Source organism: Bacteroides sp. 43_46 (genome assembly GCF_001915455.1).
Taxonomy (GTDB): domain Bacteria; phylum Bacteroidota; class Bacteroidia; order Bacteroidales; family Bacteroidaceae; genus Bacteroides; species Bacteroides caccae.
In genome coordinates this window covers 1-26,091 of the sequence record NZ_MNQN01000046.1, presented here as the reverse complement: position 1 = coordinate 26,091, position 26,091 = coordinate 1, and the positions used below count along the sequence as shown (strand labels likewise).

Sequence of the window (26,091 nt, the reverse complement as noted above, 5' to 3'; positions counted from 1 at the left end):
ATAGTTTGTAAATATGAGGGAATGAGTAATTTAGTATGTATTTGTTATATATGGAAGAAGTAGTTAGTTTATTTAGTTCTTGCAGAACTTATTACATGTTCTAAATTAAGAGTTGTTTTTCACATCATATTACATTGGTTAATTAGGTTATATTTATAATAGGCAACAAATTTTATGCGCAAAGATAACTATTTATTTGAATAACACGCAAGAATGCATATTATTTTCTTTATGAATTAAAAAAAATATTTTCGCCTTGTGTCATTCCCGAATCCCCCAATAAGCATTTTATTGTGATTAGTATATAAAATAGGTATAATATACTACATGGATTATTAAGATAATTAATTGAATATCAATACTTAAGGAGCTTATCTCGGTAGAACAATAGTACCATAATCTTCTATCCGACCGCTTCACAAGGGTTTCTCATGCAACCGTGTACTATCGGAGTCATCCTAAAAAACTTGATAATGAGGTTGTAGACATGTAATAAGTTCTGCAAGAACATATTCAACCTTTAACTCAATCTACAATTAACCAAATGTTAAATTTAAAAGAAAAAGCATGAGACAATTTCATTTTTTTTGTAAACAACGGTATTTGAAGTATACTGTTCTGTCATTGCTTCTTTGTCCGCTTTCTTCCTCTGCAGCAGAGGAATGGAAGGATGTGAAAGGAGAATCTACTACTAAAATTGTTGAATCGACTCAACAGAAAAAGCAAAAGCGTGTTATTACCGGTGTAGTAAGAGATGGCGATACCAATGAACCTATTATTGGAGCTTCTGTTTGGCTAAAAAACAGTTCGGTAGGTGCTGTGACCGATATAGACGGTAAATATTCTATCACGATAGAAGGTGTAGGTGGAGTACTTGAATTCTCTTATATCGGTATGAAGAAGCAGGAAATTGCAATCATAGACCAAAAGAGTATCAATGTCACTCTTCAACCCGATACTGAAGTATTGGACGAAGTTGTTGTTGTCGGATATGGTAGCCAGAAGAAAGAAAGTGTTGTTGGGGCTATCTCAACGCTAGACATCAAGAAACTGAAAGTTCCCGGAGCATCAATTTCAAATGTGTTGGCAGGTCAGTTATCCGGTGTTGTGGCTATGACCCGTTCGGGAGAGCCCGGCAAAAATAGTGCCGCGGATTTCTACATTCGTGGTGTATCTTCCTTTAAGGGAACTTCCACTCCGTTAGTGCTGGTAGATGGCATCGAACGTGATCTTGATCTGGTAGATACAGACGATATCGCTTCATTCTCCATTCTGAAAGATGCTTCGGCCTCTGCCGTTTATGGTGTACGAGGTGCCAACGGAGTAATCTTGATTACTACTAAAAAGGGAGAAGAAGGTAAGCCGGCAATCAATGTACGCACAGAGTTTGGTTTTACCAGTCCTACCAAACGTCCGAAGATGCTCGACTCAGCAAGATGGGCGGAACTTTACAATGAAGCTTCTTCAACCAAGTATTATTCGGACGAAGTCATGCAGAAATATAGAGAACATAGTGACCCCGATCTCTACCCGGATGTAGACTGGTTTGATGCTTTGTTCGACGACATGGCTGAAAATCAACGAGTAAATCTGAGTATCACCGGTGGTGGAGACATCGTGAAATATTATGTTTCAGGCTCTTTCTATAATGAAAGCTCTATCTACAAAAATGCAGGAAACATATATGGATACGATTCATCTATTAATTACAACAAATTCAACTTCCGTGCCAATATAGACCTCAACCTGACCAAAAGCACAGTGCTGAATGTCAATCTGGCTAATATCTATGAAAAATCGTTCGGTCCCGGATTTGGTGACAACGATAACGACATTTGGGGATATACGTTCAATGCTTCCCCTAATGCATTCCCGATAGAATACTCTGATGGAAAACTTTCAGGACCTTCTACCGATTCCGGTTTCAACCCATGGAATATGCTGGTTCACTCCGGATACCGTGAACAGTTCTGGAACTCGGCACAAGCACTTGTCGGCGTTACGCAAGATATCGGTAAACTTTGGAAACCGTTGGAGGGATTAACTGCCAACTTGAAATTCTCATGGGATGCGTGGAACACTACCTTGCAACGCCGCTCCAAAACACCGACTTTCTATCATGCCCGTGGGAGAGACGACCAAGGCAATCTGATTTATGACGATAATAATGGTGACGGTGAATGGGACCCCGTACATACCGGAAGTGAGTCTTTGGAATTCGCAATCGGACGTAGCGGAACGATGACACGTTATTTGGAAGGCTCATTGAACTACAACCGTTTGTTTGCAGAAAAACATCGTGTAGGCGCATTGTTACTATACAATCAGAAAATACATACTAACACACAGGCCGGTAGCGGAGACGCTGCACTTCCTTATAAAAACCAAGGTTTGGCAGGACGTGTTACTTATGCATTCAAAGATACATATTTTGCTGAAGTAAATGTCGGTTATAACGGTTCCGAAAACTTTGCACGCGGACATCGTTTTGGCTTTTTCCCTGCAGCAGCTATCGGTTGGATGATGTCTAACGAGAAGTGGTTTGAACCTATAACTAACACTGTTGATATGTTAAAGTTAAAAGCTTCTTACGGTAAAGTAGGTAATGATGACATCGGCGGACAGAGAAGATGGGTATATGAATCTTCTATTGTAACAGGAGGAAACTGGCAATACGGTCAAAGTGCCAACCAAGGAGGTAATGGTATTCGTATTGGTGAAGTTGAAAACCTGAACGCATCTTGGGAAGAAGCTCTGAAATTGAACGTCGGTATCGAATTCTCTTTATTCAACAAGGTTAAAGTACAGGCCGATTACTTCCGTGAAGAACGTACCGGAATCTTCCTGCAACGTGCCGGATTGCCTGCCATTGTCGGTATTTCCACTATCCCTTATGTCAATATCGGTGAAACACTGAACCAAGGTTTCGATAGTAATATCGAATACTCACAGAAGATAGGTAATGTTTATGTAACGGCAAGAGGTAACTTTACATATAATCGTAACAAATTGAAGAACAACGACGAACCTGACTGGGAATATAAATACCAAAACAGAATAGGTAAACCTTTTGGTTCAGGTGGTTCCATGCAGCCTTTCGGACTCGTAGCCTTAGGGTTATTCCAGAGTCAGGAAGAAATTGACAACAGCCCTGTACAAAGTTTCGGAGAATACCGTGTAGGTGATATTAAATATCAGGATATCAATGGTGACGGAGTTATCAACTCTCAAGACCAAATCGCTATCGGATATACTAACTTACCGGAAATCATGTATGGTTTCGGTGCTACGGCACAATGGAAGAACTGGGATTTCAATGTATTCTTTCAAGGAGCGGCTCGCACAAGTTTCTTCTTAAGCGGATCATCAGTTAAGAGTCTTTTCTCTTCAGGAAACTTGGAACGTTCGGCTGTGAACGAAAATATATACAACAATGTATGGATGTCCACTAATACCCCCGAACAGAATGCAAATGTACTCTACCCGCGCCTCAGCAATGGTAGCGGAGGTGCCGGAGCATCTAACAACACTCAAACTTCCACATGGTGGCAACGCAACGGTTCTTTCATACGATTGAAGAATATGGAGATTGGTTATACACTTCCCAAATCGTTGACAAGTAAAACATTCATTAAGTCTTTCCGCTTTTATGTGTCGGGAAGTAACCTGCTCACATTTGCTCCATTCGATATGTGGGATCCTGAAAAAGGTGGAGGAGAAGGTTCCGGCTATCCGTTGAATCGAGTGATCACTATCGGCTTCAATGCTAATTTCTAAATCTTATAACTGTATAACTTATGAAACTTCAAATAAAATCACTTTATCTGTTATGCTTCGCTACCGGCGCGATGTTGTTATCTTCATGTGAAGATTTCCTCGACAGGCAAGAAGACGAAAAACTGACTTTCGAAAAAATCTGGGAGTCAAGAAATACGATCAAGCAGTATTGGCTCAATGCTATGTCATTTCTTCCTAACTACAATGGAGGATTCATTGGAGATAATGAGCCCTATTTGGGAGCATCGGACGAATGTACCATTACTTATGACCGTGGTTACCGTTCTATGAACTTCGGGTCATGGAATGCCTCAAATGTACCTTATTACAAAATGGACAAATACTATAAAGGTATCCGTGAATGTAATATTTTCATGCAGAATGTATATAAATGCTCAGACCCTCTGGCTACCCAGGAACAACTTGACGAATGGTATTGGCAGACGCGCTTTGCCCGTGCCTACTACTATTTTAGTATGATGTGCGACTACGGACCTATTTTCCTGATTGGAGACGAGTTACTGGACTTTGCAGCTTCTACAGAAGAATTATACCGTCCTCGTAACACATGGGAAGAGTGTGTAAATTATGTAGTCAGTGAACTTACTGCATGTGCCGAAAGTAGTGCTGTACCTGTTCAGAAGGGTCTGTCGACCAGTAAATACGGTTTAGCGACTAAAGGTACCTGTTATGCAGTCATTTCACGTCTGAAACTTTATTCGGCACGCGACTTGTTCAACGGTAATGCTCTATATCGTACGGTAAAGAACCCGGTAACAGACAAGTTCCCCGAACTTTCGGGAGTGGATCTTTTCCCGCAAACATACGATGCCAATAAATGGTTGGAAGCAGCAAAGGCTGCTAAAGTCTTGTTAGACGATACTGATTACGAACTTTATCGTGCAGGTAACGGTGATCCGTATGAAGATTATTATGGTATCACCCATGTGAACTGGAATAGTGAATTGATCTGGACAGACCGTTACAATAGCGGATATAGTTGGGGAGTAAATACAGCTCCCACCGGACTACCCGGTACTGCATACGGTGGTGTAGGTCCTACACAGCAACAGGTAGATGCTTATGCGATGAACAACGGACGCTATCCTATTATAGGGTATGAAGCATCAGGTGATCCGATAATAGACAATGCTTCAGGATACAGCAAGGAAGAAGAACTGCAAAAATCAGACTGGGAATATCCGGCAAAAGGATGGAGCAACTTTAAGAACTACAAAATCACTGCTCCTAACATGTATAAAGATCGTGAGCCCCGTTTTTACATCACTGTTTTCTTTGGAGGTAACTATTGGTTGCATGGTGCTGGCAGCACAATGATCTCTTTTGCCAAAGGAGGTAATGGTAACAAGAGCCACGACTATCCTAAGAGTGGTTACCTGTGTAATCGTTTTTATGACCATACACTGAACTCCGGTGATGGACAATGGGGTAATCTGACATTCCCGGTATTCCGTCTCGGAGAGATGTATCTGAACTTCATCGAATCTGTTCTGGAATGTAAGAAGAGGAATGTTGCTTTGCCGGCAGGATATGAAGAACTGGCAATGGAAAAATGGGCGGATTTGCGCGACCGTGCGGGATTGACTCCGATTACAAGTGTATATCCCAATGCTTCCGTGGACGAACTGATTGAACTTTGTCGTAAAGAACGTCGTGTGGAACTGGCATTTGAAAGACATCGCTATTTCGACACACGTACTTGGATGATTGCGGAACAAACGGATAATGGTCCGATGTATGGTATGGATGCAACCTGTCCGCTGGAAGGTAATGATACGAAAGTAACTCCTGACGGATTTTGGAAAAGAACCGTATTTGAAACACGCGTGTTTAAATCCAACCACTATCTCTATCCGTTCTCTCAGCGTGAATTGGATCGTAATAAATTACTGACCAGAAACTATGGATGGTAGTGAGAAATACACATAAAACCACTTTATTAATAAAAAGAAAATATTTATGAGAAAAAATATATTATTAGTGTCGTTCGTATCTGCCTTCCTTTTAACGCAGACTGCGTGCGAAGATGGCAAGGATGAATTTCTGGATGATTTCAGTACTATACTTTATTTCAGAAATAGTGGCGAAATACCTGTTAGTGTATATAACACAGGGGAAGATGCCAACTACCAGGTTGTGATAAACAAGGGAGGCTCAGAACTCAACGCAGTGACGGAAGTAAGTATAGGAACGTTGGATGATGCTGCATTGGCTATATATAATGCAGAACAGGGAGTAAAATACAAAGCCATTCCCACCACTTGCTATGAATTGAAGGGCGATAGAAAATTTACTTTTGCCGCAAATGAACTGTATAAAACTATGGATATTACTCTAAAAACGGAACTTATTGACGGGCTTCCCGCCTTGAATGCCGGTGAAGAGTATGTGCTACCATTGCAACTGGAAAATTCACAGGACTCTATCAATTCAAAATTAGGAAAGGTTTTTATTAAGCCAAATGTACAAACTCCGACAGTTTTCTTTTCAAAGAGCGGCTATACTCAAAACTTTTTCTCGGACAACGGCCCTATTAAAATGAATTTCACTTTGCCATTGGAAATTCCTATTCCAAGCAAATGGGACTTCTCTTGTGAATTAACTATCGATTCGAAATTGTTAGACGAATATAATGCAGCAAACGAATGTGATTATGCAATGTTACCTTCTACTGCTTACACACTGGAGACAACTGTCAACTTTACCAACGATATGGAAAGTGTAAAAGAGGCGAATATTGAAGTAGACCGTACCGGTTTGAGTTATGGTAATTATGTGCTTCCGATTTGTTTGTCTTCATGCACTAAACCACAATTTGTTATCGATGCAGAAAGAAATACATCGTTATATGCTATCTCTTATGTACCTGATGCAAGCAAATTAACCAAAGTCGACCTGAAAGAAAATATGATTAGTATTTTCCCGGATCCGACAAATGAAGGTTCTATTGCTGAAATGCTCGACGGAAAAGAAGATACGTATTACCATAGTAACTGGAGCGGAGTAGCACCAATGCCTCACTGGATTCAAATTGCTCTGCCGAAAGAATCCACAGCAGTATCAATAGGATATCAAATACGTCATAACAACAATAATGGCGCTCCTCTGCAGTATACTCTTCTCGGTAGTCCGGACGGTACTGCCTTCAGTAAAATCACTACGGTTACAGAAAATCTACCAACGGCAACAAAAGCAAAATATACATCGCCGGTATTCGTCGGCAAACCATTTAAATATTTGCGGGTACAAGTAGATAAAACGTCAGCAGGAACCAGTTTTGCATTTGCAGAGTTCTGGATGAGCACAGACTGATTTTTCTCCTAAGTAATATTTTAATGAGAGAGAGAATGTTTTCTCTCTCTCATTAACTTTTATGGTTAATTTTGAATAATCTTTTGATGATACAATACTTTATGAAGCAATATCTGTTCTTACTATGGGGGATTACTTCTCTCATCTTTTCTTCTTTGTTCCTGGCTTGCAGCGATGATGAACCGGGTGATAAAACTCCTGTATTCACAATAAAAGAGGAGTATTTACAACAGGATTTCGATCAAAAACAATCATCGCTTGTAATACCTGTGGAAACTAATCTGGCCGCAGACGCATGGGTAGTCTCATCAAATCAGGACTGGTGTGTCGCAGCAAAAGACATGTCGGGTTCTTCGCCCGCGGTAAAAGTATTGGTACATGCCAATGAAGAACCGGACGTACGCTCTGCAGAAATCACATTAAAGAGTTCTGTGCAAAACTATACTATTCAAGTACGTCAATTAGGGTACGGTCCTGCTATCCTTGTCAAGAATCCCAATCCGATAATCGATGCGGCCGGAGGTCCTCTTTCCATTATTGTCACTTCGAATATAGAATACACAATAGAGCAATCGGAAAACAGTGACTGGATCAAAACTGTTCCTGCCACCCGTGCGCTGACAGATAAAGAATACCAATATACGGTAGATGCCAACCCATATTATGAAACACGTACTGTCACATTCACTTACATATATACTAAAGACGACAAGATAAGAGCATTATGCTCAGTTACACAAAATGCTAAAGATTCCGGTGTTTCGGATGTAGAGATAGAAGGTGATTTGAAAATAACTCCCAATGGAGGAAAAGATAGTGAGCACCAGCCGGGACAAGGAATCGAGAACTCTTTTGATGGCAAGTTTGGTGGAACCCCCTATCATTCAACTTGGAATCAAAAGGCTAATTTTCCTGTTACTCTCGAATATTTTTTTGATGGCACAAAAGACATAGATTACTTGATTTATCACACCCGTAGTGGAAATGGTAATTTTGGCAAATTGGATATTTACACGGCAACAGAAGATGCTCCCGAATATACGAAGTACGGTTCATTCGATTTTAAGATGCAGAATGCTTCAAGCCGTGTGGTGTTTGCTCAGAGTTTGAAGAAAGCTACTAAAATAAAATTTGAGGTTCACTCCGGCTTGGGAGACTTTGTAAGTTGTGATGAAATGGAATTCTATCAAAAGAATCCGGATAAGAAACTTGACGCACAATTGCTGGGCGTTTTTACAGATATAACTTGTACGGAGGTGAGAGATGAAGCTACCGATGCACAGATAAATGCACTTCCCGGCTATTTTGCCAATATAGCCATTCAATTAAAGAGAAACACATATGACGAATGGGAAAAGTCTTTCCGTATACAAGATTATCACCCTTACAGTAATGTAGAGGAATGGGCAGAAACACTGATGACCAAACGATACAGTAACTTAGACAACCCTACGGGTATTTATGTGGAAGCCGGAGATTCGGTCATTGTGTTGGTAGGTGACACCCATGGACAGAGTTTGTCTATTCAATGCATCGGTGAAGAAAAGTCCGGCGACTATGTGCAAACAGCAGCAAGCGGAGAAACCCGTTTCCTTGAAGAAGGAGTCAATAAACTTGGATTTACACAGCGAGGAATGTTGTTCCTTATGTATAACACTAACTTGCAGGATGTCAATGCAAAACCTGTGAAAATACATATTCCTTTAGGTAGCGGATATGTCAGCGGATTCTTTGATGTAAAAACGGATAAGACTAATGATAAATATAAAGAGCTTATAAATAAAGCTACTTATAAGTATTTCTGCATACGTGGTGAAAGAATTATGTTCTACTTCCATCGAGATAAGATGATGCAGGCTGTTCCCTACGATATACTGTCTGCCATTAATCTTTGGGATAATATCATTAGTTGGCAACAGGAACTGATGGGTATTGATGACGTCCGTCCGTCACAGGTCAACAATCATTTGTTTGCCATCTCTCCGGAAGGTAGCTATATGTGGGCATCAGATTATAGGATTGGATTCGTATATACTTATCTCAATAATATTTTGCTTTATGATAACGTGATGGCTGCTAAAGACAATGCCTGGGGACCGGCTCACGAAATAGGACATATTCACCAGCGTGCTATCAACTGGCCCGGTTCAACAGAGTCATCCAATAATCTTTTCTCAAATTACATACTGTTTAAACTGGGAAAATATTGTTCGAGAGGATCGGAATTAAGCGCGTTGGCAAAAGCCCGTTTTGTTGATAAACAAGCTTGGTGGAATATGGGTAGCGCCACTCATCAGAATGAGGATACGGAAATACATATGCGTATGAACTGGCAACTTTGGAATTATTATCATCGTTGTGGCTATAAAACAGATTTCTGGCAGAAACTCTTCAAACTCTTGCGGGAAGATCGTATTGTTGAATCTAATCCGGGAGCAGGTCAGTTACATTTTGCTAAGATGGCAAGTAAGGCTGCCAATGAGAATCTGACTGAATTCTTCAGGATGTGGGGATTCCTCGAACCGGTAAATAATGTGGAGATTGAACAGTATGGTAAATGGAACTACAATGTGACACCAACCATGATTGCCGAAGCAGTAAGCTACATGAGCCAGTTTCCTGCACCTAAACATGCATTTTATTATCTCGAAGACAGAAAGAATAATGATGTGGGTATTGAACAATATCAGGTAGGTGATGTAGGCTATTATACACAGTTCAAGAATGACCAGAAGATTACAAAGAATGTAACATATACCCGTTCCGGGCAACATATTACAATAAGTTCGGGTGATGAAGCTGTCGCATTTGAAGTAAAAAAAGGTAGTGAGATAATGTATTTCTCTAATTTCTTCTCATTTGATATTCCGGCATCCATTCCTTGGAATGATAGCATGAAGATATATGCAGTACAGGCGAATGGAGAGAGAAAAGAAGTGAAATCCAATTAAATGAGTTCCCCCAATCTTACAATATCCAAATGTATGATTGGGGGAAATTCATAGATTATTCTTTATATATTGATTCTTTTACATTATCATTCAAAATCACTTTGTTGTTTTTCCACCTCTTTTAACTTCGAGCGGCTGACTTTCTGCTGTCGCTTCAAGCTGTTTCCGTTCTGTCCCTTAAAATCAGTGCTCATTGCTTTCTGTCCGGAAACAGAATTCAATTGTTCCAGTTCCTTTTTATCTGCCAGCAAAATATGCTCCGCCTGATAAGTCGGAATAATCAACTCTGCCGAAACCGGAGTATGTTTACCTTGCCATACCACGGATGCACGCACCTTGATTTCTCCCGGAACAGTAGAAGATCTTACCAATACAGGCGCAGTTCCCCAACGAACCGGAGCCGGATTTGTAAACGTCTTACTGTCAGCAATCAGTTGTCCGGGACCTTCTATTTCAAAGGTTATTTCATAATTATTCAATCGTTTGATGTTCCCATTATCATCTGCAATAGCAGCTATTACAGTCATGATATCCGAACCGTTCGCTTTCATACTCACCTTCTCGTCATCCGCCCAAAGTAGTATTTTAGAGGGGCGGCGGGCCGGCATCACCTTATGTGTTGCAACCACCTTTCCGGCTATCAGACCTTCTGCCAGAAGATACGAATCGGCCTGTTTTCTTCCTCGCGACAATTGCTTATCATACATAAAATCAAAAACATCGCTAAAGGTTATAACAGGCGATGGCATTCCGGCCTTATCGATTGGTTTATGATAAATATGCTGCTTGCCATTCTTGCAGAAAGTCAGACGAACTTCTTCACAGTTACTATACACCGTAACATCTTTCGGAGAAAAAGGAGTCATCTCATTCGCAATATACACCATAGGACCGCTATCTGCAATCAGTTCCTTGTTTTCCTCCGCAGGACGTTGCGAACAGAACATATAATAAGAGAACTTCGGTTGCCGGAACGCATCCATAATTCCTCCATAAAACGGATCGGGATGATATCCCCTCTGATGATCGAAGGAATGCCACAAACAACCTCCCATGTGCTGTCTGGAAGTTCTATACAGTACATCATAGCACGTATATTTATAATCGGGGTTTGCATATCCCTGCGCTTGTATCAACATCGGCACTTCTCCCCAGACACGGTTCACACGACTCGGAGAATTATGCGAATACCAGTCATCCACATTATCTCCCCATTCCCGGGTAAAGTAACAAACATCGGGATTCAAAGTCTCCGTATTAAAGGCCCCTCCTCCCCCCATTACCGGATGAGTGAAATGGATCGGAAAATGTTCGTGTCCACGTGCCGTAACATCACAGCCGGCATAACAATATGGATAAGGATATTCCTCATTCAGTACATCTACCACATTTTTAGCAAACTCTGCCGGATACCAGGTTTCATTTAAAATCGGCTCCCACATCCACACACAAGGATGATTGCGGTCACGGCGAACCATATTACGGATATCACTATATACTCTTTGGGCAAAAATAGGTTCATCATTCCAGAATTGCCATCCCGGAGTATTGACAATAACAAAGAGTCCCAACTCATCACACGCATCCATAAAAGCAGGATCTTGCGGATAATGTGCGTTACGGATAACACGCAACCCTGCATCGCGTAATTTCTTTGCATCGCGCCAGTGCAGGTTATTAGACAAGGCATTGCCTATCACAGCATAATCCTGATGTCTATTAGCCCCAATCAACGGATAGGGATACGGTTCACCGTTCAGCCAAAAACCGTCTTTTCCTTTAAACTCCACACTCCGGATACCAATGCGACGACGATATCCGTCAACAATGCTGCCGGCTTTATCCTTCACATAGACGTGCAACTGATAGAGATAAGGACTGTCGGGCGACCAAAGATGAGGACTGTCAACCTTCATACGAGAGGCCACTTTTACCGCATGCTCATTGCCCACGGACAATCGTTTCTCTGTTGAAAGCACAAGACGGTTATCACGGTCATACAGTTCATAGCTGACTTTTCCACTGAAGAACTTTCCCGAAGTATTACGTATATGCACATCCAAATTTACCAAAGCCGATTGCCGCGACACTTTATCATAAGAAACAAACAGCCCGCCGCCTGCTACTTCATCTTCATAATTGGGGTCGGTAATAAATACGCGGTTGTGAGCTATCATCCAACAGTCACGATAGATCCCGCCAAAGTAAGCAAAATCCAGTGTTTCCTGCGTCTTACCGGGAGGATAGGAAGGATCGTCACTATTATCAGCCCACACCGTGACCACATTATCTTCACCAAAGTTCAGGGCAGAAGATACATCAACAATAACAGGCAGAAAGCCTCCGAAATGCTCTTTCAGCAGTTTACCGTTAACCCATATTTTTGATTTCCCCATTATAGCTTCAAAATGAAGAAACAATTGTTTGTTCTTCCAGGCTTCATCAGGTGTGAAATGTTTCCGGTACCATATTTCGCCTTGGTAATTAATACACCCGCTAGCCTCAACCGGAAGATATTCTATCCCATTAGGTAAGGATACGATATCCCATTTCTTATCATCGAAGTTTTTCTGTTCGGCACCTTCTATCTTCCCTTTGTAGAAACGCCAGGCGGGATTCATATCATACACCGTGCGACCGGTATTGGGCAGCGAATAAAAACCTGCCGTTGAATAAGAAGGTTGAAAATCAGCATAAGACGCTAACGGATTTGCTAACAACAGGCAAACCATTAGTACTTTCCATAGCATAAAAATATGTTTCATAAATTTAATGGATTAAATAATTTATTATAGAACTTCATCCGGCCAAGGAACGATTTACCCCCGTCTCTTTAAAAGAAAGACGTTGAGCATAATTTTTCCGTAAATATACACCTAATTCTTCAGATAACTTCTTTACTACATCAGGTATTCTTCTACAAGATTATTTTTCCGAAATATCTTCTACAATATTAAACCATTCATTAAATCATCCAGCCTTTTATCCATTTCCTCAAGAAGTGCCGCATAAGCAATGCCGATGTTTGACAAGCCTTTTTTATTATTCCCGATTCATCAGCCGATGTTCCGCCATTTGTTCGAACTTCGTTCCCGGACGACCGTAATTGGCATACGGATAGATAGAGATGCCTCCACGCGGAGTAAAGATTCCCGTGACTTCGATATATTTGGGGTTCATCAGTTTAATAAGGTCTTTCATGATGATATTTACACAATCTTCATGAAAAGCTCCATGATTGCGGAAGCTGAAAAGGTAGAGTTTCAAACTTTTGCTTTCTACCATTTTTACTTCCGGAATGTAGCTGATACGTATTTCGGCAAAGTCCGGTTGTCCGGTAATGGGACACAGACTTGTGAACTCCGGGCAGTTGAAACGTACCCAATAGTCATTTTCCGGATGCTTATTATCAAAAGCTTCCAGTACTTCAGGAGCATAATCTTGCTTATACTCGGTCTTTCTTCCCAATAAGGAAAGTTGGTCTTTTAATTCAGTCATTACTCTTGTTAAACTACAACCTCTACCCGGATAAAAAATGCATTTCCTCTTTCACCTATCACCGGACAGGCACAAACATCTTATTAACAGACATTTAAGTGGTGATAGATTCATTTTTCAACCTATCACCGTATCTATCACCTATCACCTTCAACTCTTAACCAACGGCTACTGTATCCGTTCCCCACGGGTTTCAGAATGTTTCTTGGCTTGAAACAAAGTGTTTCCTTATAGGAAACTTTTAGTTTCAAGCCTTTGGAACTACAGTTTCAAGGCGGTGAAACTTTAGTTTCTCACTGATGAAACTATTGTTTCAAGCTGCTGAAACTAATTTAACCCGGCGTGTTCCAAACGAAACTTACGGCCGTTTTATAAATGAGAACTTTCTTGTGACAGCAGGATGTGACAGCAAAAAATGCATTTTAATCTCTATGTAGAGATATTATTGATTCTTACTTTTTAAATACTTCTCCAATCCTTCCCGGCGCAACGTACAAGCCGGACAATGTCCGCAACCATCCCCCGGGATACCATTATAACACGTCAATGTCTCATGACGTATCACATCCAGCACTCCCAGTTCATCCGCCAAAGCCCATGTCTCAGCCTTATCAATCCACATCAACGGAGTGTGGATTACAAATTGCTCGTCCATAGCCAAGTTCAACGTCACATTGAGAGACTTGATAAACGCATCGCGACAATCGGGATAGCCACTGAAATCTGTTTGGGAAACTCCCGTTATCAGATGATTGATGCCACGCTCACGGGCATAGACAGCCGCTATGCTCAGGAAAAACAGGTTGCGTCCCGGCACAAATGTATTCGGAAAACTATCCGCAGGTTTTTCCTGATCCATTACCATGCTCGTATCCGTCAATGAGTTATGTCCCAGGCTTCCGATGAAGGAAACATCCATCACATCAAATTCCACTTCAGCTTTCCGGGCAATCTCTCGCGCCAGCTCTACTTCCTTCTTATGTTTCTGCCCATACAGAAAACTCAAAGCATATACTTTCTTGAAGTTACGTTTTGCCCAAAACAGACAAGTAGTCGAGTCCTGCCCACCGCTGAATACCACCAATGCGCTTTCTTTATTCATATTCATAAAGTTATAAAAGGGTAAGGTTATGTTCTCTATTTCAATTATATATCTTTCACTTTCAGCACGTTGTAAGAAATATCGGTGTCGTAGACATCGCTACCGTCTATCTTCTTAATGGCTTTCACTACACGGATAGTCACCGGAAGGATAATAACCTCATACATGGATTTCAGTATGATCTGAATACACATCATGATAAGCAATTCCCGCCACGCAATGATACCTCCGAAAGCAACCGGGAAGAAAATCAACGAGTCTGCCGTCTCACCTGCAAGGGTCGACAGAATGGCACGTGCCGAGAAATGCCGTCCCCGGCTGGCCACTTTCATCTTACTCATCACATACGCATTGAGGAATGAACCGACCAAGAATGCCATCAGACTGGCAGCCACAATACGGGGTGCCATGCCGAACACAAAATCGAAATGCTCCTCCCCTTCCCAAAAAGGAGCGGCAGGGATCGCAACAGCTATCAGCCCAAGAGCAACAACAAAGAAATTCATAGCGAAGCCGCTCCAAATGATAAGACGCGCTTTCTTGAATCCCCAAACTTCGGCGATGCAATCATTGATAATATAAGAAATAGGAAAAACCAATAATCCGGCGGTTACGGTCAGACTACCGATCTGGATTACTTTCGTTTCAAGAAGATTGGCTGCAATGAGGCACACATTAAAAAGAATGCCCAGCAGCATAAAGGGTACAGATACTTTCTCTTTCATAATTCCTGTTTTTTACGTGGTGTTCTAGAATACACGACCGTTATTCACGGCATCATACGTCTCTTTTTAATTCTTTCGGGGTGCAAAGATAGAAAATAAAACTGAAAGTATCGCTTTCTTCTTATCAGATTCTATACGCCGGGGAAACACGGAAATAAAAAACAAGCCTCCCCATCAGTTTCGCATTCAGACAGGAAGGCTCATTCACTTTGACCTTAAAACACATCACTCAATTAAAAAGAACTGTATCAGGAGAAGTCCTTCAGTTCTTCCTTCAACCGCTTGCGGATAAAGAATAAACGGCTTTTCACTGTCCCCATCGGCAATCCTAATTTCTCGGCAATTTCTCTATACTTAAATCCGGCAACGAACATCTGAAAAGGAACTTTCATATCTTCGGGGATCGAATGTATCACGCGATACAATTGCTTCATGTCATAAGCAAATTCAAATCTGTCGCTGTCTTCATCTTCTATCAGACTTTGCTGATTGATAGAATACGTATCATCTATAATATTCATCTCGCGGACGGTACGGCGATAGTTGTTGACAAAAATATTGCGCATAATTGTAAACATCCAGCCTTTCAAGTTCTTGGCGTGCGCAAATTTCTCGTGGTTATCCAAAGCCTGCAATACGCAATCCTGAACTAAATCGTTGGCAGAGTCACGGTCCGACGTTAATTTATATGCAAAGCGATGCAGATCAGATTCCATCGCCAGTATTCCTTGAGTAAATTCTACTTTTTCCATCGTCGTATTTCTTTTATCTAATTGGTACGGTACAAAGATCCGCCTTTTTAGAATCATTATAAATAGCAATTCTTCCGATTAGTTTGGCAATTTTTCCTTTGGCCTTTCAACCATTTCTTTTTTTAGTTGTTCATTGGGCATTCACCTAAAACTTAACTTATAATGAAAACAAGCTTTAAAATGGTAGCTATGCTACTGGGGATAGGAGTTTTCCCCGTCTGTGCCCAGGCACAAAAGAAAGTAGTCATCGAAGATGAGGAACCCAATTCGATCATGTTTGTCTCACGGGATAAAGCGGGCGATGAAATCATCCGTATCATGAACGACCGTTCGCAGATGCGTTTCCATGACCCGAACGCGCCTCGCTTCCTGCTTACCGACCAAAAGGGAAAATTCGCCCTCGGTATCGGTGGCTACGTTCGTGCTACGGGAGAGTATGACTTTAATGGAATCGTTGACGATGTGGATTTCTATCCGGCATTGATCGGCCGACCGGGAAAGGGTAATTTTGCCAAAAACCAGTTCCAAATGGATATCACTACTTCTACCCTGTTTCTCAAACTGGTAGGACGCACCAAACATCTTGGTGATTTCGTGGTTTATACCGCTGGTAACTTCCGTGGCGACGGAAAGACCTTCGAACTGCAAAATGCTTATGCACAGTTCCTCGGTTTCACAATCGGATACAGCTACGGTTCGTTTATGGACCTTTCGGCCCTGCCTCCTACTATCGACTTCGCCGGTCCGAACGGTTCAGCTTTCTATCGTACCACGCAACTAAGTTATATGTGCGATAAACTGAAAAACTGGAAATTCGGAGTTTCTATGGAAATGCCTTCGGTAGACGGCACGACCAACAATGACGTAGCAATCAATACTCAACGAATGCCGGACTTCGCCGCTTCCGCACAGTTCAACTGGAACAGCAGCAGCCATATTAAATTAGGTGCGATTGTCCGCAATATGACTTATTCGAGCAATGTGCACGATAAGGCTTACTCAAAGACCGGATTCGGCCTGCAAGCCTCTACAACGTTTAATATCACAAAGAAATTGCAGGCATACGGACAATTCAATTATGGTAAAGGGATCGGTTCTTATCTGAATGATTTAAGCAATCTGAATGTTGACCTTGTTCCCGACCCTGACAATGAAGGCAAGATGCAGGTTCTTCCAATGTTGGGTTGGTATGCAGGATTGCAGTACAACATTACGCCGAATGTATTTGTCTCCGGAACGTACAGTTTATCCAGACTTTACTCTGAAAACGGCTATCCTAGTGCAAACCCCGATTCGTATCGCAAAGGGCAATATCTTGTAGCCAATGCTTTTTGGAATGTAAGCGGTAATCTTCAAGTCGGTGTCGAATACTTGAGAGGCTGGCGCAGTGATTTCAGTTCTTCAACGAGCCATGCAAACCGGTTGAATATGCTGGTGCAGTATTCTTTCTAAGACAAAAAAATAAAGAAAGCCGCCTCAAGACAATGTCCGAGACGGCTTCTTTATATATAAAGGTAGGATTATGAAATCTTAGAACTTGTAGTCTACACCAAGACCGAACACCTTATTAGTACGGCTGTATGTAGTTGATGAAGCTCCAAGAGCTGTTTCTGTCATTTTATTATAGTCCTTGTAGTTTGTCCAGAAATAAGCAACATTCATCGTCAAATGCTTCGTCATTTTGATTGCGGCACCAAAACCAAGTGAATAAGAATCGCATGAGAAACTAATATCGCTCTGGAAATCATCTGCCAATCCATAATCTGTATTTTGATAACCACCGCTAATCGTCAGTTGTTTAGTCACATCCCACTCTGCACCAAGTAGAATTTCGTGTGTACCATGCTTCAAAGCTTTCTGCTTGTCATTGGCCATACCGGCAGCCTTATCGAAGAAATGATGATATTCTACTGTTGCACGAAGTGTAGGAAGGATTTCATAACCAACGGCGGCAGTCAATAAAGCAGGAATATCACTCGGCGTATTTACACCGTCCTTATAATCAGCCAACGGATTTCCTTCATCCCCCATTACATTCCCCATCTGACGAACTTCCGCTTTCTTGGTCTTATTCTCAAGATTCAAGCTTGTCATGAACTCATATTTCAAACCGATATTCCATTTACCCAGTTTCACATCGGCTCCAAGAATAGGCGTAATTCCCCAACCTGTCTGGTCACAATCCAATTCGATACCTGCTAATTCCGTACCTGCCGGCATACCCGGCAAGTCTGCTTTCACTTTCGCAGTCAGAAAGCCTTCATAACCACCACTGAAATAGTTCATACGTCCACCGGCAAAAACACCCAGCCAATCGTTAACCTTATATGACAAGCCTAATTGAACGCCATAAATGAACTGGCTTCCGTCCATTGCACTATTGATTGTGTACATATTAGGAGTAACCTTGCCACTTGCAGCTTGATAAATCTGTCCCATTACCATTGAATCGAACATTCCCAAACCGTCATCGAAAGAAGCCTTTCCTCCTCCACCGCCAACAGCGAAGCTACCGGATACAGTCCAGTCTCCTTTTTTATAAGCACCTTGGAAACTAGGAATAAAAGGAGCAGAAGCTTTACCCTTATAATAACGTCTGTGCCCGTCTTCCGGGAACAGTGGAAACGTCATATCTATATTACGCGTTTGATAAGCACTTTGTCCGTTCAAAGAAAGATAAAGACCGTCGCCCGGCAAGAAAGCCAGACCGGCAGGATTGGAATAAACACCGTCAATATCAATGGAAGCACCGCGTGCTAACATTCTAAGGAAAGCCACATGTTGATTAGTATTTGTCAGAAGACCTCCGGCAAAAGTTGGAATTGAAACGATTAACATTACAAATCCAATCAAGGAAATTTTTCTCATCTAAATCTTTTTTAAATTATTTCGGGCGCAAAGATACGATATAATTGCACATAGAAGGTATGATTGTGCATTTATTTTCATTAATCCCCCTATTTTAATTGAAAAACCAAACAGTTTCTAATGAAACGATTTATATTCAAGACATAGGAAAGGATAAACAATTCACCCTATTTCAGTGTTTATTATGTAAGAATAAAAACAGAAAATATTATGGCCTATACAATTGCTTTTTTCGGCACAAAGCCTTATGACGAATCTTCTTTCACTGATAAAAACAAAGAGTTCGGATTTGAGATACGCTACTACAAAGGACATCTGAATAAAAACAATGTATTACTGACACAAGGGGTAGATGCAGTTTGTATTTTCGTCAATGATATTGCCGATGCGGAAGTACTCCGCATCATGGCTTCCAACGGAGTAAAGCTACTGGCATTGCGGTGTGCAGGATTTAATAATGTAGATTTAAACGCTGCCGCAGCTGCCGGAATCACGGTGGTACGTGTCCCCGCCTATTCACCCTATGCGGTTGCCGAATATACCGTAGCTCTCATGCTATCCCTCAACCGGAAAATTCCCCGTGCCTCCTGGCGTACCAAGGACGGAAACTTTTCCCTTCACGGACTCATGGGGTTCGATATGCACGGAAAAACAGCAGGCATCATCGGCACGGGAAAGATTGCAAAAATCCTGATCCATATCCTGAAAGGGTTCGGCATGAACATATTGGCCTACGACCTTTATCCGGACTATAACTTCGCCCGCGAAGAAAAAATCGTATATACTTCATTAGACGAATTATACCATAGTTCCGACATCATCTCCCTCCATTGTCCGCTTACCGAAGCTACCAAATACCTGATTAATGACTACTCTATCAGCAAAATGAAAGACGGAGTGATGATTATCAATACCGGTCGCGGACAGTTGATTCATACCAACGCCTTGATTGAAGGCTTAAAAAACAAGAAAATCGGTTCTGCCGGACTGGATGTGTACGAGGAAGAAAGCGAATATTTCTACGAAGACCAGTCCGACCGCATCATCGACGACGATGTGCTTGCCCGGCTGCTTTCATTCAACAATGTCATTGTGACCTCCCACCAAGCCTTCTTCACACACGAAGCACTGGAGAATATCGCAATGACGACATTACAAAATATCAGAGATTTTATCAACCATAAGCCTTTGCTAAATGAAGTGAAGAAATAAAACCTTTCCCCCACCCTCTTTGTTCATAAGACATATAAACAACAAGAAAAAGGAGAACATTATGAAGAAAGTTATACATAAAGCAGATACAAGAGGACATTCTAAATATGAGTGGCTGGATAGTTACCACACTTTCAGTTTCGATGAATATTTCGATTCCAACCGTATCAATTTCGGTGCACTTCGTGTATTGAATGACGACAAAGTGGCACCCGGAGAAGGATTCCAGACGCATCCGCACAAGAATATGGAAATTGTCTCCATTCCACTGAAAGGACATCTGCAACATGGTGACAGTAAAAAGAACAGCCGCATCATCACCGTGGGAGAAATCCAGACAATGAGTGCCGGAACAGGTATCTTCCACAGCGAAATGAATGCAAGTCCCGTAGAACCGGTAGAATTTCTCCAGATCTGGATTATGCCGAGAGAACGGAACACACGCCCTGTCTATCAGGACTTCAATATCAGTGAACTGGAACGCCCGAACGAATTGGCAGTTATCGTTTCGCCCGACGGAAGCACTCCCGCTTCCCTTCTGCAAGATGCCTGGTTCTCTATCGGCAAAGTAGAAGCCGGAAAGAAACTTGGATACCATACACACCAAAGTCATGCGGGCGTTTACATCTTTCTGATTGAAGGAGAAATCATTGTAGACGGTGAAGTCATGAAACGCCGTGACGGAATGGGGATTTATGATACTAACAACTTCGAACTGGAGACATTAAAAGATTCACATATTCTGTTGATCGAAGTTCCTATGTAATGAACGAACAATTTAAATGCCAGATAATCTTATGGTAAAAATAAACATTGCAGATATCCGGCAAGAATACACGAAAGGCGGGTTGAGGGAAAATGAACTTCCCGGCGACCCGCTTTCGCTTTTCAGCCGGTGGCTACAAGAGGCGATTGACGCGGAAGTAGACGAGCCTACCGCCGTCATTGTAGGTACGGTGTCTCCCGAAGGGAAACCTTCTACGCGTACCGTACTGTTAAAAGGGCTTCATGACGGGAAGTTTATCTTCTACACTAATTATGAAAGCCGTAAGGGAAAACAGTTGGAACAGAATCCACATATCTCGCTCTCTTTTGTCTGGCACGCTCTTGAAAGACAGGTACACATAGAAGGAATTGCAACGAAAGTCCCGCCGGAGGAATCGGATGAATATTTCCGTAAACGCCCCTATAAAAGCCGGATTGGTGCACGCATTTCTCCACAGAGCCGGCCTATCAAGAGCCGGATGCAGCTGATACGCGCTTTCGTGAAAGAAGCCGCCCATTGGATAGGGAAAGAAGTGGAAAGGCCCGGCAACTGGGGCGGATATGCCGTCACCCCCAACCGGATTGAGTTTTGGCAAGGAAGACCGAACCGGCTGCACGACCGTTTTCTGTATATCCTGAAAGAGAATGGAGAATGGCAAATCAGTCGCCTTGCCCCTTGATTTCGTCGATTTTTCTTGGCAACTTCAACTAGAATACGTAATATTGCAACTACAAAAATATTCAGCTTATGATACTGGATTACATTTATCATAGCGGTTTCGCCCTCGAAGCAGAAGGCGTCACCGTTATTATCGACTATTACAAAGACTCCTCGGAAGCCGAACATAGCCGGGGAATCGTGCATGATTACCTCTTGCAAAAGCCGGGTAAGCTCTATGTATTAGCCACTCACTTCCACCCCGACCATTTCAACCGCGAAATATTGACCTGGAAAGAACAACGGCCTGACATCCATTATATTTTCTCTAAAGACATTCTGAAATCTCACCGTACCCAAGCCGAAGATGCCATCTATATAAAGAAAGGAGAAACATATGAGGACGAGACGCTCCGCATCGATGCTTTCGGTTCGACGGATGTGGGCAGTTCATTCTTGATTCACCTGCAAGATTGGAGTGTTTTCCATGCCGGCGATTTAAACAACTGGCACTGGAGCGAAGAATCTACCGAAGAAGAGATACGAAAAGCAAACGGAGATTTCCTTGCAGAAGTTAAATATTTAAAAGAAAAAGCGCCGGACATTGATTTAGTGCTGTTTCCGGTGGACCGGAGAATGGGAAAAGATTATATGAAAGGGGCAAAACAGTTCATCGAACAAATAAAAACTACTATATTTGTGCCCATGCACTTTAGTGAAGATTATGAAGGCGGTAATGCGCTTCGTAATTTCGCCGAAAATGCAGGATGCCGGTTTATCAGCATCACCCATCGGGGCGAAAGTTTTGAAATTACCAAATAAACACATAATAATTATGAATAAATTTACAATCCTGTTTCTTACCCTGTTCCTCGCATTGCCGATAGCAATGAAGGCAGATTCAGCAAAAGAAAAAAAAGACGACAGCAGGTATCTCGTGGGAGCTGTCCCCGAAGTAGACGGCAAAGTTATATTCTCTAAGGAATTTCAGATTCCCGGAATGAGTCAGGCACAAATCTATGACACGGTCATGAAGTGGATGACCGAACGTCTGAAAGAAAACCAAAATGTTGATAGCCGCGTTGTCTATGCCGACGAAGACAAAGGAACCATTGCCGGTATCGGAGAAGAGTGGATCGTATTCAGTTCCAGCGCTCTTTCATTAGACCGTACGCTAATCAACTACCAGATCACCGTTACCTGCAAACCCGGCAACTGTCTGGTGGAACTGGAAAAAATCCGTTTCACATACCGTGATACAGAAAAGTACAAAGCGGAAGAATGGATTACCGACAAATACGCACTTAATAAAACAAAGACTAAGTTAGTCCGCGGATTGGCAAAATGGCGTAGAAAAACGGTAGACTTTGCCGATGATATATTTATGGATGTAGCTGTAGCCTTCGGAGCTCCGGATACCCGTCCGAAAATAGAGAAAAAGAAGAAAGAAGAAGAACAAAAGGCTCCGTCGATCGTTACAGCCACAGGCCCGATTGTTATTGGCGGTGCAGATAAGAAAACTGACATCAAAGTGACAACCGGCGAACCTGCCCAAAATGCAGTTCCTGCCGCCGATCTGACTCCTGCAACTCCTGTCGGCAAAGCTTCGGCAGATATGCCGGGTTATGTAGAAATCGACTTGAAACAGATTCCGGGTGAAGTATATGCTTTAATGGGAAGCGGCAAGTTAGTGATTTCTATCGGAAAAGACGAATTCAATATGACAAATATGACTGCCAACGCCGGTGGTGCACTGGGCTATCAGTCCGGTAAAGCCGTTGCTTACTGCACGCTTTCCCCCGACCAGTCTTACGAAGCAATGGAAAAGGCAGACAGTTATGCACTGAAACTCTACGCTCCGAACCAAACAACGCCTTCGGCTGTTATTGAATGTAAGAAACTGGCCTCACAGACTACTCCGCAAGCCGGTCAACCCCGTACTTATGTCGGTGAGATCGTGAAGCTCTTAATGAAAAAATAAAGTAGATCACAACAATGGAAATAAAAAGTAGATTTGACCATTTTAATATCAACGTCACCGATCTGGAACGAAGTATTGCCTTCTACGGGAAAGCACTCGGATTGAAAGAACATCATCGGAAAGAAGCTTCCGACGGCTCATTCATCCTCGTCTACCTGACAGATAACGAGACGGGATTTCTTCTGGAATTGACATGGTTGAAAGATCATACGGCTCCTTATGAGTTGGGTGAGAACGAGAGTCATCTCTGCTTTCGTGTAGCAGGTGATTATGATGCAGTCCGTGCCTATCACAAAGAAATGGGTTGCGTGTGTTTCGAGAATACCGCCATGGGACTGTATTTCATTAATGACCCGGACGATTATTGGATTGAGATACTTCCGCAGAAATAATTCATATGATAAAAAAGCGGGGCAGGATGATTATCCTGCCCCGCTTTTTTATCATTGTCTATGAAAATAAATAGCATATTCCTAAAATAACTGTTCCTATATAAAAGCAAACAAAAATAATACAAATATGATTCTTATTTTTTATGTCGATTTGCTCTTTTTTTCCTGATATCAGCTTTCATCTTCGCTGCACCCGAACCATGTTGCCCACGAATATATGTTGCCTTCTTAGCCTTTGTCTTCACTTTTTCATCTTCCTGTGGCTTGTCTTTCTTACCTTTAAAGACAATTCCACCCATGATTGCTTCTTCTATACTCATATATTAAGTTATTAGTATCATATTTCCGGCAGCAAAGATAACCCTTTTCTACGGATTTATTTATCTTTGCCAACTAAAACAATCGTAACGACCAATATGGCAACAACAATTCTCATCCCGGAAAAAGACCCAATGGGGGCTGCTATCTCCGATTTTTTCAACCTCCACAGAGCTGACCGCTTGCGAGTTTTTTCTTCTCAATTCGAAGAAGATGAAATTCCTGTCAAGGAGTTGTTCCGTTCCATGCCCTCCATGCCCATGCTGGAACGTACTGCCCTACAAATGGCCACAGGACAAATACTGGACGTAGGCGCAGGAAGCGGATGTCACGCCCTGGCACTTCAGGATATGGGAAAAGAGGTTTGTGCCATTGATATTTCTCCGCTATCTGTCGAAGTAATGAAGCAACGAGGAGTCAAGGATTCCCGTCTTATCAACCTCTTTGATGAAACATTCACAGAAACATTCGACACCATTCTTATGCTTATGAACGGCTCGGGAATCATCGGCAGACTAAGCAATATGCCTGATTTTTTCCGACGAATGAAACGTATCCTCCGCCCCGGCGGATGTATATTGATGGATTCCAGCGACTTACGATATCTGTTCGAAGAAGAAGACGGCAGCATAGTTATCGACTTAGCCGGAGATTATTACGGAGAAATTGATTTCCGGATGCAATACAAGAGTATAAAAGGAGACACATTCGACTGGTTATATATAGATTTTCAGACACTTAGCCTATACGCTTCCGAATGTGGCTTTAAAGCAGAACTTGTGAAAGAAGGAAAGCATTATGATTATCTGGCTAAGCTTAGCATTGTTTAGAATGCTCTTTATAAAATAGTGACGGGATGCTCTTTCGATAGTATCGCCATATCCTAAAAATAGTAACGCTATCCTGTTGTGATAGCGTTACTATTTTTATTGTACACGAAAGTTTTACGATTCTTCCTGAGATACACCTGATGAAATGTTCTTTATCCTATTTCAGCATTTCATTAATCGTCTGCACCAGTGAAGCAAATTCTTCCTCATTGTACAAACGGGTTAGCTTTACTATTTTTCCTTCTTTATCTATCAAAACATTCCGCGTTATGCCGGACTCACGCAATGCATATTTTGCAAAAATATCTGCACCGGGATCCAAACCCAAAGGATAAGTGACTCCGGTAGACTTTGCAAAGGCGAGCACTTTATCAAGCGGCTCGTCACGGTCAATACCAATCAGGGCAAAGTCTGCATTATCTTTATGCTTCAACCAAATGTCCTTCTCTATAAACGGCATTTCCTTCCGACAAACACCACACCAACTTGCCGTGAACTGCAACATTACCACTTTACCACGGAGAGAAGATAAAGTCACCTGCTTACCGTCAGTCAGAGTTATGGTAAAGTCTGGTGCTGCCTCACCTACCTTCACGATATATCCCGTGCTATCTGCTTGAGTAGTTATCACGTCTCCAACTACTTTCGTACTATCCGATGCCATTTCAGTGGCAGCCATTCCTTTCTTCTGACCAGAACAAGCTAATAGACTTACAGCTACAAACGCCACACCACACACATTCATAATTTTCTTTTTCATTGTCTTATAATTATTAGTGAGAATGCAAATATAAAAAAAGTATACGATGTATTTGCATTTTTAAAAGTATTTCATACCTTTGCACCCGCAAAAGAAAATAACGCCTCTTTAGCTCAGTTGGCCAGAGCACGTGATTTGTAATCTCGGGGTCGTTGGTTCGAATCCGACA

At 42.0% G+C, this 26,091-nt stretch carries 20 protein-coding genes and 1 tRNA gene; 13 read left to right on the top strand and 8 right to left on the bottom strand.

All coding sequences use genetic code 11. From position 1 onward, the window contains the following. Nucleotides 1-567 precede the first annotated feature (567 nt). The 4 genes from BHV72_RS04980 to BHV72_RS04965 all read left to right on the top strand — a co-directional run bounded on the left by BHV72_RS04980 (nt 568) and on the right by BHV72_RS04965 (nt 10,061). Entirely contained in the window at nt 568-3,777 is a 3,210-nt protein-coding gene (locus BHV72_RS04980) for a SusC/RagA family TonB-linked outer membrane protein (RefSeq protein ID WP_286855013.1), read from the top strand. Between the two features lie 20 nt (nt 3,778-3,797). Continuing rightward, on the top strand, nt 3,798-5,711 hold the full coding sequence (locus BHV72_RS04975) for a RagB/SusD family nutrient uptake outer membrane protein (protein ID WP_286855012.1): 1,914 nt from the start codon (nt 3,798-3,800) through the stop codon (nt 5,709-5,711). A 46-nt stretch (nt 5,712-5,757) separates the two neighbouring features. Beyond that, nucleotides 5,758-7,110, top strand: coding sequence for a BT_3987 domain-containing protein (locus BHV72_RS04970; protein ID WP_286855011.1), 1,353 nt, complete (start codon nt 5,758-5,760; stop codon nt 7,108-7,110). An 86-nt stretch (nt 7,111-7,196) separates the two neighbouring features. Next, nucleotides 7,197-10,061 (top strand): M60 family metallopeptidase, encoded by a 2,865-nt coding sequence (locus BHV72_RS04965; RefSeq protein WP_286855010.1) that lies wholly within the window; start codon nt 7,197-7,199, stop codon nt 10,059-10,061. 86 nt (nt 10,062-10,147) lie between these two features. Here BHV72_RS04965 and BHV72_RS04960 read toward each other — a convergent pair whose 3' ends face one another. The 5 genes from BHV72_RS04960 to BHV72_RS04935 form a co-directional block, all read right to left on the bottom strand. Continuing rightward, nucleotides 10,148-12,826 (bottom strand): glycoside hydrolase family 2 protein, encoded by a 2,679-nt coding sequence (locus BHV72_RS04960; RefSeq protein WP_286855009.1) that lies wholly within the window; start codon nt 12,824-12,826, stop codon nt 10,148-10,150. A gap of 277 nt (nt 12,827-13,103) precedes the next feature. Next, on the bottom strand, nt 13,104-13,559 hold the full coding sequence (gene queF, locus BHV72_RS04950; RefSeq protein ID WP_005678551.1) for a preQ(1) synthase: 456 nt from the start codon (nt 13,557-13,559) through the stop codon (nt 13,104-13,106). A 442-nt stretch (nt 13,560-14,001) separates the two neighbouring features. Continuing rightward, complete coding sequence (gene queC, locus BHV72_RS04945; protein ID WP_122134911.1) at nt 14,002-14,661, bottom strand: 7-cyano-7-deazaguanine synthase QueC; 660 nt, start codon at nt 14,659-14,661, stop codon at nt 14,002-14,004. Between the two features lie 44 nt (nt 14,662-14,705). Then, complete coding sequence (locus tag BHV72_RS04940; protein WP_005681557.1) at nt 14,706-15,386, bottom strand: queuosine precursor transporter; 681 nt, start codon at nt 15,384-15,386, stop codon at nt 14,706-14,708. Nucleotides 15,387-15,634: 248 nt separating this feature from the next. Beyond that, nucleotides 15,635-16,138, bottom strand: coding sequence for an RNA polymerase sigma factor (locus BHV72_RS04935; protein ID WP_005681558.1), 504 nt, complete (start codon nt 16,136-16,138; stop codon nt 15,635-15,637). A 162-nt stretch (nt 16,139-16,300) separates the two neighbouring features. Here BHV72_RS04935 and BHV72_RS04930 point away from each other — a divergent pair, with 162 nt between their 5' ends. Next, nucleotides 16,301-17,590: a DcaP family trimeric outer membrane transporter gene (locus BHV72_RS04930; RefSeq protein ID WP_022041647.1), complete on the top strand. Its 1,290-nt coding sequence runs from the start codon at nt 16,301-16,303 to the stop codon at nt 17,588-17,590. A 78-nt stretch (nt 17,591-17,668) separates the two neighbouring features. On the opposite strand, the gene BHV72_RS04925 is transcribed toward BHV72_RS04930, so the two are convergent. Beyond that, nucleotides 17,669-19,006: an OmpP1/FadL family transporter gene (locus tag BHV72_RS04925; protein WP_005678543.1), complete on the bottom strand. Its 1,338-nt coding sequence runs from the start codon at nt 19,004-19,006 to the stop codon at nt 17,669-17,671. 210 nt (nt 19,007-19,216) lie between these two features. Between BHV72_RS04925 and BHV72_RS04920 the strand changes: the two genes are divergently transcribed. From BHV72_RS04920 to BHV72_RS04895, 6 genes are all read left to right on the top strand, one after another. Beyond that, a complete protein-coding gene (locus BHV72_RS04920) occupies nt 19,217-20,218 on the top strand; it encodes a 2-hydroxyacid dehydrogenase (protein WP_005678542.1) in 1,002 nt (333 codons plus the stop codon). A gap of 61 nt (nt 20,219-20,279) precedes the next feature. Further along, a complete protein-coding gene (locus tag BHV72_RS04915) occupies nt 20,280-20,984 on the top strand; it encodes a pirin family protein (protein ID WP_005678540.1) in 705 nt (234 codons plus the stop codon). Nucleotides 20,985-21,015: 31 nt separating this feature from the next. Then, nucleotides 21,016-21,663, top strand: a complete 648-nt coding sequence (pdxH, locus tag BHV72_RS04910) for a pyridoxamine 5'-phosphate oxidase (RefSeq protein ID WP_055256065.1) — start codon at nt 21,016-21,018, stop codon at nt 21,661-21,663. 68 nt (nt 21,664-21,731) lie between these two features. Further along, the gene (locus BHV72_RS04905; protein ID WP_149921904.1) at nt 21,732-22,463 is read left to right on the top strand and encodes an MBL fold metallo-hydrolase; all 732 of its coding nucleotides are present in this window, start codon (nt 21,732-21,734) and stop codon (nt 22,461-22,463) included. Nucleotides 22,464-22,476: 13 nt separating this feature from the next. Continuing rightward, nucleotides 22,477-23,622 (top strand): DUF4468 domain-containing protein, encoded by a 1,146-nt coding sequence (locus BHV72_RS04900; protein ID WP_122134906.1) that lies wholly within the window; start codon nt 22,477-22,479, stop codon nt 23,620-23,622. 14 nt (nt 23,623-23,636) lie between these two features. After that, a complete protein-coding gene (locus BHV72_RS04895) occupies nt 23,637-24,014 on the top strand; it encodes a VOC family protein (protein ID WP_005678529.1) in 378 nt (125 codons plus the stop codon). Nucleotides 24,015-24,148: 134 nt separating this feature from the next. Here the strand turns inward: BHV72_RS04895 and BHV72_RS04890 are convergent, their stop codons facing one another. Continuing rightward, nucleotides 24,149-24,334 carry a hypothetical protein gene (locus BHV72_RS04890; RefSeq protein ID WP_005678528.1) on the bottom strand — a complete coding sequence of 62 codons (186 nt, stop codon included), beginning with the start codon at nt 24,332-24,334 and terminating at the stop codon, nt 24,149-24,151. 96 nt (nt 24,335-24,430) lie between these two features. Here BHV72_RS04890 and BHV72_RS04885 point away from each other — a divergent pair, with 96 nt between their 5' ends. Then, on the top strand, nt 24,431-25,162 hold the full coding sequence (locus tag BHV72_RS04885) for a class I SAM-dependent methyltransferase (protein WP_005678527.1): 732 nt from the start codon (nt 24,431-24,433) through the stop codon (nt 25,160-25,162). 157 nt (nt 25,163-25,319) lie between these two features. Here BHV72_RS04885 and BHV72_RS04880 read toward each other — a convergent pair whose 3' ends face one another. Continuing rightward, a complete protein-coding gene (locus BHV72_RS04880; protein ID WP_005681564.1) occupies nt 25,320-25,922 on the bottom strand; it encodes a TlpA family protein disulfide reductase in 603 nt (200 codons plus the stop codon). A 110-nt stretch (nt 25,923-26,032) separates the two neighbouring features. Here BHV72_RS04880 and BHV72_RS04875 point away from each other — a divergent pair. Continuing rightward, a tRNA-Thr gene (locus tag BHV72_RS04875) sits at nt 26,033-26,091 on the top strand.

Excerpts from the sequence above, each read along its gene's own strand:
- BHV72_RS04975 (WP_286855012.1), top strand. The coding sequence starts at position 3,798 with ATGAAACTTCAAATAAAATCACTTTATCTGTTATGCTTCGCTACCGGC.
- queF (WP_005678551.1), bottom strand. The coding sequence starts at position 13,559 with ATGACTGAATTAAAAGACCAACTTTCCTTATTGGGAAGAAAGACCGAG.
- BHV72_RS04960 (WP_286855009.1), bottom strand. The coding sequence starts at position 12,826 with ATGAAACATATTTTTATGCTATGGAAAGTACTAATGGTTTGCCTGTTG.
- BHV72_RS04890 (WP_005678528.1), bottom strand. The coding sequence starts at position 24,334 with ATGAGTATAGAAGAAGCAATCATGGGTGGAATTGTCTTTAAAGGTAAG.
- queC (WP_122134911.1), bottom strand. The coding sequence starts at position 14,661 with ATGAATAAAGAAAGCGCATTGGTGGTATTCAGCGGTGGGCAGGACTCG.
- pdxH (WP_055256065.1), top strand. The coding sequence starts at position 21,016 with ATGGTAAAAATAAACATTGCAGATATCCGGCAAGAATACACGAAAGGC.
- BHV72_RS04915 (WP_005678540.1), top strand. The coding sequence starts at position 20,280 with ATGAAGAAAGTTATACATAAAGCAGATACAAGAGGACATTCTAAATAT.
- BHV72_RS04920 (WP_005678542.1), top strand. The coding sequence starts at position 19,217 with ATGGCCTATACAATTGCTTTTTTCGGCACAAAGCCTTATGACGAATCT.
- BHV72_RS04885 (WP_005678527.1), top strand. The coding sequence starts at position 24,431 with ATGGCAACAACAATTCTCATCCCGGAAAAAGACCCAATGGGGGCTGCT.
- BHV72_RS04905 (WP_149921904.1), top strand. The coding sequence starts at position 21,732 with ATGATACTGGATTACATTTATCATAGCGGTTTCGCCCTCGAAGCAGAA.
- BHV72_RS04965 (WP_286855010.1), top strand. The coding sequence starts at position 7,197 with ATGATACAATACTTTATGAAGCAATATCTGTTCTTACTATGGGGGATT.
- BHV72_RS04935 (WP_005681558.1), bottom strand. The coding sequence starts at position 16,138 with ATGGAAAAAGTAGAATTTACTCAAGGAATACTGGCGATGGAATCTGAT.
- BHV72_RS04980 (WP_286855013.1), top strand. The coding sequence starts at position 568 with ATGAGACAATTTCATTTTTTTTGTAAACAACGGTATTTGAAGTATACT.
- BHV72_RS04970 (WP_286855011.1), top strand. The coding sequence starts at position 5,758 with ATGAGAAAAAATATATTATTAGTGTCGTTCGTATCTGCCTTCCTTTTA.
- BHV72_RS04940 (WP_005681557.1), bottom strand. The coding sequence starts at position 15,386 with ATGAAAGAGAAAGTATCTGTACCCTTTATGCTGCTGGGCATTCTTTTT.
- BHV72_RS04900 (WP_122134906.1), top strand. The coding sequence starts at position 22,477 with ATGAATAAATTTACAATCCTGTTTCTTACCCTGTTCCTCGCATTGCCG.
- BHV72_RS04880 (WP_005681564.1), bottom strand. The coding sequence starts at position 25,922 with ATGAAAAAGAAAATTATGAATGTGTGTGGTGTGGCGTTTGTAGCTGTA.
- BHV72_RS04925 (WP_005678543.1), bottom strand. The coding sequence starts at position 19,006 with ATGAGAAAAATTTCCTTGATTGGATTTGTAATGTTAATCGTTTCAATT.
- BHV72_RS04895 (WP_005678529.1), top strand. The coding sequence starts at position 23,637 with ATGGAAATAAAAAGTAGATTTGACCATTTTAATATCAACGTCACCGAT.
- BHV72_RS04930 (WP_022041647.1), top strand. The coding sequence starts at position 16,301 with ATGAAAACAAGCTTTAAAATGGTAGCTATGCTACTGGGGATAGGAGTT.